The organism is Mesorhizobium sp. M1163, assembly GCF_040318415.1.
Lineage (GTDB): Bacteria > Pseudomonadota > Alphaproteobacteria > Rhizobiales > Rhizobiaceae > Mesorhizobium.
Genome location: NZ_JAMYMF010000037.1, coordinates 33,132 through 48,345, shown reverse-complemented (window position 1 = coordinate 48,345; position 15,214 = coordinate 33,132). Strand labels below are relative to the sequence as shown.

The following is a 15,214-nucleotide window of genomic DNA, read 5'->3' as shown; positions in this document are numbered from 1 at the left end:
GAGCCTGCGATGACTGACCCCTTCCCCGACGAGATTGATGAGGCGCTTTGGGACGAAGCGTGCAGACGGGCAGATGCGATCCGCAGCTTCCTGAAGCGCAATCCTGCCAGCGCGACGGCCGCAGATGTTGCGGAACTCGCGGCCAGGCTCGGCCTGAGCCAAGCGACAGCATACCGGCTGATAAAGCTGTTCCGCGCCGGCGGGACCATCCTGTCGCTGGTCGATCGTAAACGTGGGCGACCACAGGGGCACCGCGTACTGGACGATAAGCGAGAAGAGATCATCCGCGCCACGATCAACGCATATTACCTGAAGCGGACCCGGCCGACGGTTTCGCAGCTGGTCCGCGACGTGCAGACGAACTGCACATCGGCGGGGCTCAAGCCACCGCATCGCCGGACGATAGTGGCTCGCCTTAACGAGATTGACCTCCAGAAGCGTGCCAAGCGACGCGGTGAACAGAAGATCGTCAAGGCGACGACGCCCGTTCCCGGGGCGTTCGGTGCCTCCCGCCCCCTGGAGGTGGTCCAGATCGACCATACGAAAGCCGACGTCTTCGTTGTTGACGAGGAGACCCGGCAGCCGGTCGGTCGACCGTGGCTGACCCTGGCGATGGACGTGTGCAGCCGGATGGTCACCGGTTTCTATCTCACCATGGACGCGCCGTCCCGGCTGTCGACCAGTCTGTGCCTGTTACACTCCGTCTTCGACAAGTCGGCATGGTTGAGAGAACGCGAGATCACGGACCCTTGGCCCGTTGCCGGGCTGCCGGACACGGTGCATGTCGACAACGGTGCCGACTTCCGCAGCCGGGCGTTCAAGCGCGGATGCCAAGACGCCGGCATCGCCATTGAGTGGCGGCCACCGGGTGAACCCCGCTTCGGCGGTCACATCGAGCGCCTGATCGGCACACAGATGGGAAGGCTGCACCTGCTCCCGGGCACCACATTCAGCAACGAACAGGATCTGGGAGACTACGACTCGAAGCGGCACGCGGCACTGACACTGCGTGAGCTCGAACGGTATATCGCACTCGACATCGTCGGCTCCTATCATCAATCGATCCACGGTGGACTGGGCCGTCCGCCGATTGCTGTCTGGCGAGACCATGAGGGTGAGATTCCACTTCGACTGCCACAAGATCGAATGCGCTTCTGGCTGACCTTCTTGCCCGAGCAGGAGCGCACCTTGCGGCCGACCGGCATTCATCTGTTCGGCCTGCGCTATTGGTCGGCGGCGCTAAGCGCCGACGTCGGGCGTTCTGACCGGCGCCTGCTTGTCAAATACGATCCACGCGACATGGCCCGCATCTTCGTTCGACGGCCTTCAGGAAACTTCGTGGACGCCCGCTATGCCGACGTGACGTTGCCTTCGATCACCCTGCATGAGGCGGTGACCGCGCGACGCTCCCTGCTGGCGAAAGGCCGCAGTGAAGTCGACACCCGCGCCATCGTCCGCGCCGCCATCGCACAGCGAGAACTGGTCGAGACGGCAACCAAGAAGACCGCAGCGGCGCGACGCGGGAAGGCTTCTTCGAAATCGAAAGTGGATGACCGAGGATGGGGCTCGCTCCGCGGTGTAGACTCCAGCAAACCTGTACCCTTTGTCGAGGATACAGATTGAGCTGGAGTGAAAATGAACGATGAAGTCTCCCACCTGACCGCCGGCGCTGCAGCGCTGCTCGCCGAGACGGATGAGCAACGCGTTCGCGCGATACGATCACGCCGCTGGGTACTCTATCCGCGCGCCAAGCAGGCACTCGACCGGTTGAGCGCGCTCCTCGTCCAACCGCGAGGCACGCGTATGCCCTCGGTCGCGATCTACGGCGACAGCGGCATGGGCAAGACGATGATCATGAAGCGGTTCCGGGACGAGCACCCGCCAAGCTTCAATCCTCTGACGGGCACACTGAAGACACCGGTCCTGGCCATGGAAATGACCAGCCGCCCCGGCGAGCGACGGTTCTACGCCGAACTGCTCACCCTTCTCGGCGCGCCACAGCGGCCGCGCGCCGACATCGCCCAGATGGAACAGGCCGCGCTACGCATTATGGAGGCCATCGGCGTGCAGGTTCTGGTCATCGACGAGGTGCACAACATCCTCGCCGGAACTTATCGCGAGCAGCGCATCGTCCTGAACACGCTGCGGTTCCTCAGCAATCGTCTGCAGATATCGCTGGTCTGCTTCGGCGTCAACGAGGCGCGGGAGGCCATCAGCGGCGACGTTCAGCTTGCGCGCCGGTTCGAGCAGTTCACCTTGAGCCGGTGGGCTGCGAACGAACAGTTCGAAACCCTGGTCGTGTCGATCCTGCGCAATACGCCGCTGCGTCGGCCCTCGGTGCTCACGCCGAAATCGCTGCGCCGGATCCTGCAGATCACTGAGGGTATCACCGCCAGCATCTTCCACATGATCAACAGCCTGGCCATCGAGGCCATCGAAAGCGGCCACGAATGCATCACCGATGCATCGATTGAGAACTGGGAGCCAGAGTTCGATGCCGAGGCGGCATTCGCATGATTGAGAACACGCCGTCACGGCAGTTGCCGGTGCGGTTGTCACCTGTCGCCGACGAACTCCTGTCCTCTTGGATCAACCGCCATGCAGCCTTCTACGCGGTCCCTCCGCTTGTCATGCTTCGGCACTGCCTTCCAGAGGTGCCGTCGCTGCGCAGCGCCGATCTCCATCTGAGCGGCGCTCACCAGATCAGGCTGGCCAACATGTTCGCCATCGGACCGGCCGTCTTGCGTCGCATGGCCTTCACCGGTGCGCCGAGGTTATCGCATCGGCTCATCGCCGCGAGACCGGCTCAGACCTGTGCGAGTTGCAGCCCTCGTGGCGCGGAACTGTCGCCAATCCTGCGAAGCCAGTTGGCGGGATGGCGGATCACCTGCCCGCATTGCGGAACATTGTTGCGAGGGCTCGGCGATGGTGAACTCCCCTCCCCTTTCCGGCAATATCACCGTGCGGCTCTGCGGGGTGAAAAGCTGCTCGACGATGAAGCCGAACGCGGCATCCGAACCTGGACATCGGCAACCGAAATCGCCCGGCTTCTCCTGATGCGACGCATTCCAATACCTATACCCCGTGAGCACGATCTCTGGCGCTTCCGGGTGCTCGGCGCAATCATCCCCGATCTCGACCATGTCATTGCCGAGCAACAGGAGAATCTGCCCACACCTGCAAAGCCGATCCTGCCGCTTCACCTGCGGCCGGCTCTGCTGGCAGGGGTAGCTATCGTCGAGCGTGCCGGACCGGAGATGCTGCGAATGCTGCGTGGGCATATGATGGGTGACAACAGGGTGAGATTCACCGACGCCGCCGAGAACATAATAGCCCGAGCGCGCAGGTCGAGAGCCTCTTCTCAAATGCAGTTAATTTGAGACTCTGACGTCCAAGATTCCCACGATTAAATGCCAATCCTGAACCAAGCCGGCGCATTCTTACAATTAAGTGCCAAGCGACAGCACGCCTGAGAACTGGTCCAGAAATATTTCCTTGCGAACTGAATCTGGGGGCTTGAGAAGGGTTCTGTTCATATCGCCCGTGACGATCACGGCCTCGCCTTCGGGTCGGCTCTTGATCCACTTTGCGAGTTCCTCATACTGAGCCCGCTGCGTTCGGCAATCATCCTCGGCGCCTTCCTCGATAATGTCATCTTTGCAACTTGCCTTCATGTGGACAGACGGAATCCACGTCATCTGCCAGCCGATATCGAGCTTCACGCAAACGCCGCCCCGCACAGGCCGCGTAACGCCGCATTCGTCGGCATGATCGATCCCGAGACTGTCAATCTGAAAGATCTCCACTCTGCCGGCGAGCCCCTTCCGGTAGGCGATGGCGGTATAGATATCATCGTGATCGGAAAGGCATCTGGTTTCATGTGCCGTGCAGCGTGTCTCAAAGGTGATCTCATAGCCATCTCCGAGCACGGCACGCGCGCCCGGAAGACTGCCGATTTCCTGAAGGGCGATAATGTCGGCGCCGAGAATGCGAACTTGGTTCCTGAGATAGTCGTAGTCGTCCTGCGTTCTGGTTTGCCCGCGAAGATCGACACCTGGCCCGCTTGCAAGGTTGGCAATGTTCCAGCTTGCAATGCGCAGCTCGTCCGCGATCGCGGCCTGCGAGAAGAAAACCGCCACGCTTGCGGCAGCCGCGAAACGCCCATATTTCATGTGGTCCTCCCCAAAGTCGCCTGCCCCGTTACTGGCAATGGCAGTATATGATCCTTCCGTGAAGTTGGTACGAAAATCGGAAAGTCGTGCAGCGTCAGTGCCGAAACGCGCGAGCATCGCTGGAACAGACAAAAAAGGCACGCAAAAGCGCCACGCGTGCGAAGCAGCGCTGTAGAAAAAGGCAGCCGAAGGAGCGTCAGCCATTGCGGCGCCAAAGGCGAGACGCGGGACCGACTGCCCCCGGCGAGGAGTACCGTTCTCGAGCTTGCCGCGGTGGAGTCCGGATACGTCCGCCAGGCAAAGTGCTTAATGCCGAGCGCATCTTGGCAAAGCGCGGGGATTGGTTGGCGCATTGAATACTGAGACTTCGGTCGAAGCGTATTAAGCCTTAGATCCCGATGGCTTGTTATCGGCGCGTGCGTCGATCAGAACGACGTCCTTGTGCCCGGTAAGCTTTAGCTCGTCTAATATAGCGTCGACGCGGATCTTCTCTTCTAAGCTGAAATAAATGATGGCCTTGATGCCTTCCTTCGCGTCGCTAGCCGCTTGGTAGATCGGCAACTGCTTCTCAAGATTCCGCTTCAGCGAGGTGTTTTTCGCGAGCTTCATCTCAATCAGAGTCTTATCGAATGCTCCCCTGGTGATTTTGTAATCGACTGGCCCACGGCCGTCGTTTGCCTCCGCACCTACGTCCGACGGGGACCCGAACCACACGAGTCGCGCGAGCACGTGCAGATCGTTCTCCCGTTGAATGGCTTTACCGTCGCGCCAGAAAATGCGGTGACCACCTTTGTTCTCGATGACATCCTTCAGATAGGCGAGCCGCTGGTGGGTTTCCTCATAGGTGCTGCCGGCGATCACGTAGAACGGTGTGAAATTGGCTAGGTCCTTCTGGAGCAAGCGCACCTGCTCTTCGAATATCTGACGCGTGAGCAACACGCGCTCAGTACTCAAATCAACGGCCTGGTCGCCGTTGAGCTCTTTGCTCCGGATGTAATAATCGACCAGTGCGGGGAACTTGATAATCGTCTTAACCGCTGCCTCGTCATGCTCTCGCTGGCTCGGCTCCCGGTCTTCGTGTCTTGTTAGCACGCTCTCGAAATAGGCGAACACCTGCCCCCTTAGCTCATCGTCTGCGATCGCGGTTGGGATACTCTCAAAGTCGCGAATCATATCCGTGCGATTGATCCAGTTTTCGTCGCGAGTGAGAATGTCTTTGGGCGTCAACAGCACGAAATCCTGGTCGCGGGCTAGCCATGGCAGCTCGTACTGCCGCCGCTCCCACGAGTGGGTTTCATAATTGAACCGCGCCTTGCCGACCCAGACCTTTTTACGCAGTCCGGGCGCTATATGGGCCAAAGTGAACGCTTCCGTGTAGGTGCACAAAAAGTCCTTGATCAGATTGGTCGTGAAGTCGCTGATATTGTCTCGACCTACACCGCCCTGAACCAGGCACACCTTCTCGACATGGCTTCCATTGGTGATTTTCTCATCACCGAAATCAGCAAACAAATCGGCCAGATTGCCGCTGAGAGCGTTCGCAAATCCCTCGCCAAGTCCCGAGCCACCGTTGCCGACGAGCGAGAAACCCAGCCAGTTCTGCTTCACCTCGGAGAAGAAAAACCACGCCGCTATTAGGTCCTTGTTGATTTTGCCGCGGATAACCGCGTCACGCAGAAATTTTATGTACTTCAGAATCTCCGCATGTAGGGTCTTGTAGCGTGCATCCGCGCTGTGGAACAGCAAGAATGGGTCGATGAACAAAGGCAGATCGTTGATTATCGACACGTTGAATGCGCCGTAATCATCAACCTGATCACGACTGACGTTAAAATACTCGTTAAAGTAAGTTGCCATATTCCCCCCTAAGCAACGTCAACCGAAGACGATGCCCTTTCTATAGGGTTACCACTGTCTCGGGGGCCTGGCGACGGTTTAGGCTGCTGTCGCTTGGCAGTAAATTGTGAGAATGCGGAGTCAATGATTTCCGTAGCTTAGCTGTGCAGCTAATCTGAGAATGCAAACTTAATTTGATCAGTATTTCCTGACTACATCGTTTGTCTGGAAGACGGTAAGAAATTCAAATCGCTTAAGAGGCATCTTGGCGTCCACTACGACAGCCTGACGACTAACCGAGCAAATGGAGCCTTGTGAGGGACTATCCGATGGTGGCGCCGTACGCAGCGGCGGGCCTCTAAGCCCTTCACTAGTGAGGCAAGTCGACATGTTCAATTTTGCAACCATCGACTGATCCTAGCCCATATGTCCAGCATTTAGTGGTGTCACTGGATGTCGAATCGTACTGATTCTTGCCCTCGGTGCATGCAGCCTTTCGGGTCGCAAAAGGTCCCTTAAAGTCCTCGCCGAGTTTAGAAGCTGTCGTCTTTTGAACATGACAAACTCGAAAGTCTTTCTCTACTCGAAGTACCCAATCGTCCGCTTTGGCGATCGAACAGAACGAAGCATTGGCGAGCAATCCAAGCGCAAACAAAAGCTTCCTCACGTTTCAACTCCTTCGCCTTTAACTTTCTGCAAAAGCTCGACCAACTTTCGCTGGCGGCGACTGTAATACTGTGTTAGGTAAATGACAAGTAAATAACGAAAGTATTTGAGTCATTTCGGCGGTCATGGCTGTGAGGCTGATCGCACTAGTTGCCTGACAATGGCCTTTGCGCTTTCGTACTGACAACCTTTGTCGAGATCGGTAATGGGGGCTCACGCTTCTGACCTGCAGGCTAATCGTGGCTCTAATGTTTTGTACGATCCAAGTCGAATCCGCCCTTGGGTTCGAACTCGTTGGTGCTGATTGGACTTACCGGCATCATCCAATCGAAATACTCTTCGAGATTTGCAGTCATAAGCTCCCGCAGGGAGCGGTCGCGATTGTTCAGAACGCCGCCTCCAAGTGGAATTCACCATCATTGAGATTGCGCGCCGTGACTAAGGACTGTGGTCCCTTGAATGGATTATTCCCGATCAGGGATGGGCGCAACCGCATTGATTTCGGTCCACTTGAACAGTATGCGGCCCCTGGGCGTTCCGAGCTGAAGTGGAAAAATGGTCGAATTGCCGAATGCGACGTCCGCTTCAATGCCGCGCTCAGCTGGAATGTTGGAGAAAAAGCGCCGACGCACATTGAGTGGGATCTCGCCAGCGTTGCGCTTCACGAGATGGGTCATTGCATCGGACTGGCAGATGTAAGAGATCGTACGTTAAACCCCCGACCTGTCATGCTGGAAGTGTTGTCGCCGGGTGAAGAACGACGCAAACTTACCAAAGATGATATTAGCGGGCGGGACGCAATATACGCGCGACGGTTAACCAATGGTAAGTCATAAGACTTCGGATGCCGCAGATCCTGCCGAAGGAACCCTTGACAATTTGAAGAATAAGGAGGAATTCTAAGGCCCAATCCTGAGACGTCGTCCTTTTCCCGGGGGGGCAGAGTTGGTTGAGTATTGCTTTCCAGCAGTGTCTTATGTCGGTTTATCAGGCGCAGTTTTACTGCTCGGCCTGAAGCAGAATGGCTAAAGCCCCACAAGGGGGGGCGCAGGACCAGGGGGACCACACCCCCGGCGGAAGTGATTACTTAGCGGCTCGGTTTCGAGGACCTCTCGTCACACGACGCGGCATTCTGAAAATAGGGTCGACTCTAGCGGCCATGCCGGTGGCCAACGTTTTCGCCGCAGCCGATGACAGCATCCATCTGACTCGCACCGACGCGTCGTTCAGAATTCAGTATGGAACCGGCGACTGGACCTGCCTACTGGCCTGGTTCGGTCCGCTTGCTCGTCACTCGCTCGGGCGCGATGCCGACGTCTCGCCATCCAGCGATCCGGTCGAGATTGCGATAAAGCCGGTCTCGTTTTCCGGCAGTGAGCTGAGCTTTAACCTAACCCTGACAGTGCGTTTCGTGGACGGGCGCGCGGCTCTGGCGCTCACGATTCCGGAACTCAGGATCAGGGACGAGGTCGATCTGATCGATTGGCTGTCAAATGCGCGCGACCTCAGCGGTAACATCAGTGCCGCGCGCGCCGCTTCCATTGCCAAGGCTCTAGATCATCGCTCTTTGGCGGCCGGCGGACCCGCTGTGTTCTCGTTTGCCCCAAACGGACGCTTCGCTCTGCACGGTCTTGAGACGCCGATCAGCTTCAGAGCCAACGGGGTCCGGATCCCTGTACGCACGCTGCGCCTTGCAATCGGCAAAACGGCACTGCCGTCGCGCGTTCCCGCCCTCGAACTGCTTGCCGCGCGAAGCAGCCGTATCCCGGGCTATGAGGCAGACGATCGCGTCACCGTGCTGTGGGCCGAAGGGCCGATGAGCGACGGGGCCGGCGGGCGCTTTGCGAGTTCCAAGACCGCGGATCTCGAACTCGACGCCTTCATGTTTGAAGCGTCCGATCCTGAGGAACCGCATCTTTCGATGGTTCTGGCCGACCTTTCGCCGACCTCTCGCACCTGTGTCGTCGCCAAGTCGTTCAATTTCGAGGCGGTAGCCGCTTTCTCTGCAAGAAAGGACGCTGCCGAGCGCCATGTTCGCGAGTGGCCGGACTTCAAATTGGAGATGGCCAGGCTGAACGAGATCGTTTGGGGCAAGCATTCTCACTCCTGGCTCACGGGGAACTTTCGGTCAAATCCTGCCTACAAGGCACGCGGTCACGTCCCGCTGACTATCTCAGGCGGCCCTGAGCTTGGACTCTGGGCCGAAAGCGCAGACGACGCGCTAACGGCCTTCACCGCGAAAGCCAACCTCCACCACGCATTCGTACCCTTGCCAGGAGCCGACTACAGTCGGATCGATTTCGAGCAGACGCAAATCGACTACGCCCTCGAGGAACTGCAGCCCGATCGGAAGGCGACGCTGGTCGCTGCAGGTTACATGCTCGGCAGCCCGCCGCTGTTCTCTGCTGTAATGGGCGAGAGAGCCATGGTCCGGGTGTTGAGGACTGCCGATCTTCTGAGCTTGAAATACTCGTTCCGGGACCTCTATCTCGTCAGTAAACCCGGCGATGCATACCTAGACAGCTGCGAGAATTGTCTGCCGGGATTCAAATTGCCCGTTGGCCGGGATCCGCTGATGATCGTGCGCTTTCCGCCGCAGCACATTACGGAGAAGGCCTATCTAGTAGTCGAAAACGAAGACCGCACCAGCAAAGACGTGCGACTTGGAACCACGCGTCTCTACGAAACCACCGGGGGTAATGGAAACGCCGAGCTTGCAAACGCGGCACGGAACCTTCGAAACGCGGCGCCGCCGGTTGTCGACAAAATAAAAACGGAAAATCTAGCGGCGGCTCAAAACGAACGCGACAAGGATCTGAAAACCGCGTCGATGGTCGTCGACGAGCTATTAAAATCGCTCGATCATGTAACAGAAGCCCGCAGCGCCGGTCCGACCCGTCTTGTCTTCGCCTTTAGCCCCGAGGCGCACGAGGCTGACCCGGCGACACGCGGAACACCATTCCTGCCGCGTCCGTATACGGTCCGCGCATTGTCCTACTGGCGCGGCCTCAAAGCCAAAGTGGCTGCCCGTGCTTTGCGGCGCGATGCTTCGCTCGCCGAGCAGTTGCGTATCTCTGGTGTTACTGTTGATACTGAGATTCGCGACAAGACCTACGCAATCGATCGCGCGCTGACCCGGCCCACCGCTGAGGACTCGGCAATGGAGATCCCCTATCGCCTGCAGCTCTCAACCGCCAACGATGCGCGATGGCACACACCGCCGGAGTTGACGGACGAGCGGATTGCCGCCGGTATCATGCTGTGGTCGGCACGTCTCGATCCCGATCTGGGTGGAAAGAGCGTACGTGCGTTGTGGTCGCCCGATTTCGACAAGGCACGTCCCGGCTTCTTTAGCAACAGGAAGCACCCATCCCATTCCAACGAAGCGCCTTGGCGCGACCCGCCGCGCAACATCTGGGAATCCGCATGCGACTGGCTTGCCCCTCATTCCATGCGCATGTCCCTGGACGCACGCGATCGGCACGAACTAGTCTTGCTGAGTTCGGTCTATGGTCTCCCCGCCTTGCTGCCAGTCCCCGACCCGGTGCTCTTCCAAAACCCCAGCAGCACCGACGACGAAAAGCGCGCGGAATCTACCGTCTTTCCGCTGCCAAAGGACTATATAGCCGCGACAGGCCTCTTGGGCGACGAGGGCATATTCGCGCCGCAGGCTTTGAGCAGCGCCGACATCGCGCTCTCCAGCCTCGGCGCGACCGTCAATCTCCAGGGGCAATGGGAGCCGCCCTCCGGCTTCACTATGCGCGAGGACGTTCAGCCGCTTTGGCCAGCTCTCACAATCGAACGGTGGCAACATCAAGCCTTCCTTGGCCGCGATGTGTTCGTGGAAGTGGTGTACAAAGGCTTTCTTTTCCCGCTTGGACACCGCTGCTCGGTAATCAAGTCGACAGAGCGGAAGTTCCGCGCCGACCCCAGGGATAGATCGGGCAAGGCGCCGGTCGCCTATCTCATACAGCGTTATTTCGTGGTCGTCGGTGAACCTCGTAAATCGTTCCCGGCAGTCAGCCAGCGCTATGGCGGGCGTGCCTTCTACACCACCGCCATTACGGTGTTGACGACAACGTCGCCTGACATCGTCGATCCCTTCGACAAGGGGAATATGCCAGGCACGTTTGGAGAAATGGGAGGAGCGGCGTTCTTTCCAAAGACGCAACCAGGCAATAAGCTCGAAGGCGTTATCCAGTTTGAGTATGAGGTTGAATATTCGAACGGCGACAAGCGCAAACTCAAGAGCCCCCTGATTGTCGTCGACAACACTCTTGCGCACGACCCCTTGGGTGTTTCGAAACTCGTCGCCTTCTACAACGGCCTCATGCCGGCCGGGGAAGTCACTGACGCTGGCCGCCGGGTAGATACGGCGAACCAGCGCATGCGCTACGCCGACGACAGCAAAGCCGGTAGCACCGAGTTCGCCACCCGCGATTGGTTGCTGGGCGCGCAGGGCCGCGAGGTCAGCAGTCCTGTTGGAACCTCGGCCGATCCTAGCTTTCAGTTCACCATGAACGCCGTGATGGAAGGCGCCGACCAGCCGCCTTTCTACCCGGTTGTCGCCGAAGCCCAGGTCGAGGTGCAATCACTCAACTACATGAACGGTCAGTCGAGAGGCTTCACGGCTGCTGGCTACGACCTCAACTACCTCCATTACGGCTTCTCACCGGCTAAGAACCCATCCGGGATTTTCTTGTCGCTGCTGAACGAAACCACCGGCAGGCGACCCACGGACTTGGTCGTTGACGGCAACACCGCCGTTGCGGGTGGGTTTGTGACCCCCAATATCAAGTCAGTGGCGCTGAGCCTACAGGGGCCAGTCGGCGGTAAGACGGCCACGATGGATCTTAACAGTGCGCTCGGCGATGGCAGTATGACAGCCGGCGCCGGCGACACGGGAAGCGACAATTTCGAACTTAGTACCGCGCAGGCGGGCCAGTTCGACGGGCTGGAAGCGCTAGTCGGTGCGCTGAAGCTACCCAAGCTCTTCGCCATCATCCCGCTGCAGTCAGTAGTCCCCATCCTGAGCTTCATCGACGGCGCTCCGGAGATGATCGAATCGACCACCTACAAGATCACCGAGAACGTTGAGGAGTTCGCCGACGAAGCTGCGAACGTCGCCAGTCGGATCACGGCGGCCGTCGACGGCGCCACGGGCCAACTGGATCACAACCTTGCTGACTATTCGGCCCAACTCGGTATCGCGCCCGCCATCAAGTTTGCAGACCTTTATCCGCGCCTCGCGGGCGCCTTCGTAGAGTTGCGCACATCCTTGGCAAAGCTCCAAGCGGCTGCGAGCCAATTCCAGCCCAACGAGGCGAGCAAGGCATTTGCGGCTTTGGGTGCTACCGCGTCTGCCATCCGCAAGACGCTGGCGGAGATCAAGGCCGTTGCTAAGAGTCCTACCCCTGCAATCGTCGACACATTTATCACCAAACTAAACGACGCCCTAAAGATGCTCGGAGAGTCACTGAGGGACGCCGTCCTCGCAGAAATCCGCAGCTACGTCTCCGAACTCAATGCCGCATTGATCTTCAGCGTCACGCTGCAATGCGATCTGGTAGATGGCAAACCCGGCCTCAACGTCACCGTTATTGATCCGCCGAACACCGATCTTCAACACACGCTTTATCCCTTCCTGATCGCGATCCTAGTGGGCCGGCCCGACAACTGGCAGATCGTTGATGGCGATGGAGACCAGGTGGGGCGCCAAGTCGTCAGATTCGACATCACCAAATTTGGCACACTCGATCCGACACAGGCACTGCAGGTCGGCGAGCAGACGCTCGAGCACTCCCTACTCAATAAGAGGGTGACCAAGCCTTTGATCGACGGCTATGTATCGCTGTCGCGCATCGCCCAGACTTTCGAAAAGGATGCGGGCGACATCGAGCGGCATCTGCGCGAATTGCCGCGACAACTTACCGTGGCACTGATCAGTTGGGCCGTCGGCGTCATGGGGCTGGAGCGCGTGTATGCTCTGGCTCACGAATTCCTCGCCGAGGCCGACCCACAAGGTCTGCTCTCAGATGTTCTCAAGACCTACGCCGACCCGCTGGTCAAACTACCGTCCTTCACAACGCAGGCAGATAACGTAAACTTGGCGCTTGGCAATGTAATCGACGCGCTGGATCTCGTGCTCGATGATCCGCGTGTTCCACCGGGAATGCGATCAGCGATCAGCCAGGCCCGGGTGCGCGTGGCGAAGCTGCGCCAGCGGCTCGACGCGACGCTCGATGATTTCGAGGTTCTGCGCAAGGAATTCGCCGCTACGGCACCTAGCGTGATCGTGAAGAATGCCACACCCGCGAGTCTCGCCGGCGTGAGCGCCAATGTCGCTGCCGCTCTCGGCAAATTCACCGCGTTGCAAGCCGTTGCTTTGGAAGCGTTGAAGGACACCATTGCCGCCGCCCAGGAAGCGCTGACGATCGTCCATGACAGCGCTGGGAACGATGTGAGCTGGGTCGTTCTGCAAAAACTTGCCGGCACGCTGGCTGCGGCCGAACAGAGTGCATTGCGCTTCGTCGGCAGCCTCATCGTTGACTACAACAAGACCGGCACGCTCGTATCCCCTGCCAAACACATTCTCGACAAGGTCGACCAGGAGATTGATGCGCAGCTCGACACGGCGGCAGGCAGCCTGATGGCTTTGACCGACAAGGTGCTCGATGCGGCCGTCAATGCAGCTAGGCTCCCGCTGAGTAACCCACCTACTGAGGACGAGGTAACGACCCTGTTGGGCGAGGGATTGTCCTTCCTCACCTTGGCAACGGATGCGTTTGCCAAAGTGACCGACACTGCGAGCTCCATTATGGGCCTCGCCACTCGCGGCATGACGCTGGGACTGGATGCGCTCAACGCCGCCGACAAGGTTATTTTCCCGAGATTGCAACCGATTCTAGTCAAGGCCCTGACTTTTATCGCCGGGCCTAATACGACAAGCCTCTACGGTCTCGCCCACGATGTGAACAGTAAGCTCAATCCGGCTACGTGGGATGCCACTGCCGTCAAGACGCTTAAGCTCTTCCTAGACAAAAAGCTGTTTGACCTCCTCGCCGATCCCACGATCGGCGACGCGATCATAAGCGAGCGCAAAATGATCGATGAGGCGCGTGCAGCCATCGAGAGCGCAACCAGCCTTTTCGATTTCGCGCTTCCGCCTGGCGCAGGCCCACGCAACACACAGATCAACGCTTTGATCAAGTTGTCCGAAAGCTGGATCAAAACAACAGCAATTCCCGCGCCAGCGCGAGCGCTCGAGCCGGCCCGGCAGCTGGCTGATCTGCTGCTGCACGGCAAGATAGCCGACCTCGTCGATCTCGACGGTCTGTCGCGAGAACTCGAGGATGCGCTGCGCTCCTTCATCCCAGCGCAGGTGAGCTTTGATTATGAGTGGGGCGTCCCACTCAAATCTTTCCCTTCCGAGTCCTCTAAGATCTTCTGGATTGACCAGACCCGCAGGAAGAATAAGCCCAACTTCCCGAGCTCGGATGCGTTCAAAGACAAGCTGGCGACGCGAAAGGACTCGAACGATCTAACGCTCTACGCGCGCGCTGGCGTGGACCTCCGCGATCCCGCTAAGCCAAAGCCAATTTTTCAGGCTGAAGGCGATATTCGTTTTTTCAACATCAATCTCTTCAGCCCATCATTCGACGTTGTTACAGTGAGGTTTGACCAGCTGCGTTTCACCTTGGATGAAACCGGATCGAACTTCCACGTGATCCTTGCCAAGGATGCGGTGACGTTCGGGCCGGTTGTCCAGTTTATTCAAGCCATGTCGGGTTTCCTCGGCGGCAAGAGCGGCATCTATCTACATCTGATCTTTAATCCGCTGGGCATTGTCATTGGTTACCATTACGAACAAGAACGAATTCCGCTCGGCACGCTGGCACTCCTAAACTTTGCGATCGATATCTCGATTGAACTCACTTTTGATGGTTCGCCAGTTGCATTTCGCTTCGCGCTGGCTGCGCGCAACAAGCCACTCACGATCATTTGCACGCCGTACGGCGGTGCCGGCTACCTATCGCTGCAGACCGTTGCCTCCGACATTGTCGACTTCCAGATGCAGCTCGAGTTCGGCGGAGCGGTGGCGATAACCTTCGGGCCGCTCAATGCGAATGGCTTTGTCAGCGCAGGCATTTATATCGAGAAGCACAAGGGGCAGGATCTGATCCTTGAAGGCTTCGTGCGTGCCATTGGCGAAGGTACTATCGTTTGCTTCACTATCGCCGTTTTCTTTGAAGTTCGCATTCGGCAAGTTGGCAGCAACGTCACCGGTCAACTCACAGTGACGGTCAGCTTTAAGGTAGGTTTCGTCAAGATCAGTTACAGCTACACCGCGCAGTACCAGTTCTCGGGCGGAGGCAGCGGCGGACAGAGCCTCCTTGCCGAGGGTAAGGTCATCAAGGTCGACGTCGCGAATCGCGTCACTAATTGGAAGAGATACCGGCAGTATTTTTCAGCGCTCGCCAAAGAGTTGAACTGATGGGTAAGCAAGTTCGTGTGCTCGTCCGGGCGGTCCCGGAACCATG

General features: G+C 58.4%; 7 protein-coding genes and 1 pseudogene. 6 read left to right on the top strand and 2 right to left on the bottom strand.

Annotated elements, in window-relative coordinates; all coding sequences use genetic code 11:
- Positions 1 to 9 precede the first annotated feature (9 nt).
- The 3 genes from NKH43_RS28590 to NKH43_RS28580 are packed head-to-tail and all read left to right on the top strand — an operon-like array spanning position 10 to position 3,380.
- On the top strand, positions 10 to 1,623 hold the full coding sequence (locus NKH43_RS28590; RefSeq protein WP_352620101.1) for a TnsB C-terminal domain-containing protein: 1,614 nt from the start codon (positions 10 to 12) through the stop codon (positions 1,621 to 1,623).
- Positions 1,624 to 1,635: 12 nt separating this feature from the next.
- On the top strand, positions 1,636 to 2,517 hold the full coding sequence (locus tag NKH43_RS28585; RefSeq protein WP_352620102.1) for a TniB family NTP-binding protein: 882 nt from the start codon (positions 1,636 to 1,638) through the stop codon (positions 2,515 to 2,517).
- Positions 2,514 to 3,380: a TniQ family protein gene (locus NKH43_RS28580; RefSeq protein ID WP_352620103.1), complete on the top strand. Its 867-nt coding sequence runs from the start codon at positions 2,514 to 2,516 to the stop codon at positions 3,378 to 3,380. The genes NKH43_RS28585 and NKH43_RS28580 overlap by 4 nt, the downstream gene beginning before the upstream one ends.
- Positions 3,381 to 3,446: 66 nt before the next feature.
- Here NKH43_RS28580 and NKH43_RS28575 read toward each other — a convergent pair whose 3' ends face one another.
- Together NKH43_RS28575 and NKH43_RS28570 are read right to left on the bottom strand one after the other, a co-directional pair.
- Positions 3,447 to 4,376, bottom strand: a complete 930-nt coding sequence (locus tag NKH43_RS28575) for an endonuclease/exonuclease/phosphatase family protein (protein WP_352620104.1) — start codon at positions 4,374 to 4,376, stop codon at positions 3,447 to 3,449.
- A gap of 177 nt (positions 4,377 to 4,553) precedes the next feature.
- Positions 4,554 to 6,029 carry a DUF8370 family protein gene (locus tag NKH43_RS28570; RefSeq protein WP_352620105.1) on the bottom strand — a complete coding sequence of 492 codons (1,476 nt, stop codon included), beginning with the start codon at positions 6,027 to 6,029 and terminating at the stop codon, positions 4,554 to 4,556.
- Between the two features lie 177 nt (positions 6,030 to 6,206).
- Between NKH43_RS28570 and NKH43_RS35375 the strand changes: the two are divergent.
- The 3 genes and pseudogenes from NKH43_RS35375 to NKH43_RS28555 form a co-directional block, all read left to right on the top strand.
- Positions 6,207 to 6,370, top strand: a pseudogene (locus NKH43_RS35375) (MucR family transcriptional regulator); the annotation flags it as partial.
- A 552-nt stretch (positions 6,371 to 6,922) separates the two neighbouring features.
- Complete coding sequence (locus NKH43_RS28560; protein WP_352620106.1) at positions 6,923 to 7,510, top strand: matrixin family metalloprotease; 588 nt, start codon at positions 6,923 to 6,925, stop codon at positions 7,508 to 7,510.
- 323 nt (positions 7,511 to 7,833) lie between these two features.
- Complete coding sequence (locus tag NKH43_RS28555) at positions 7,834 to 15,168, top strand: hypothetical protein (RefSeq protein ID WP_352860957.1); 7,335 nt, start codon at positions 7,834 to 7,836, stop codon at positions 15,166 to 15,168.
- Positions 15,169 to 15,214 lie beyond the last annotated feature (46 nt).

Coding starts and splice junctions, on each gene's coding strand:
- NKH43_RS28590 (WP_352620101.1), top strand. CDS start 10: ATGACTGACCCCTTCCCCGACGAGATTGATGAGGCGCTTTGGGACGAA.
- NKH43_RS28585 (WP_352620102.1), top strand. CDS start 1,636: ATGAACGATGAAGTCTCCCACCTGACCGCCGGCGCTGCAGCGCTGCTC.
- NKH43_RS28580 (WP_352620103.1), top strand. CDS start 2,514: ATGATTGAGAACACGCCGTCACGGCAGTTGCCGGTGCGGTTGTCACCT.
- NKH43_RS28575 (WP_352620104.1), bottom strand. CDS start 4,376: ATGGCTGACGCTCCTTCGGCTGCCTTTTTCTACAGCGCTGCTTCGCAC.
- NKH43_RS28570 (WP_352620105.1), bottom strand. CDS start 6,029: ATGGCAACTTACTTTAACGAGTATTTTAACGTCAGTCGTGATCAGGTT.
- NKH43_RS28560 (WP_352620106.1), top strand. CDS start 6,923: ATGTTTTGTACGATCCAAGTCGAATCCGCCCTTGGGTTCGAACTCGTT.
- NKH43_RS28555 (WP_352860957.1), top strand. CDS start 7,834: ATGCCGGTGGCCAACGTTTTCGCCGCAGCCGATGACAGCATCCATCTG.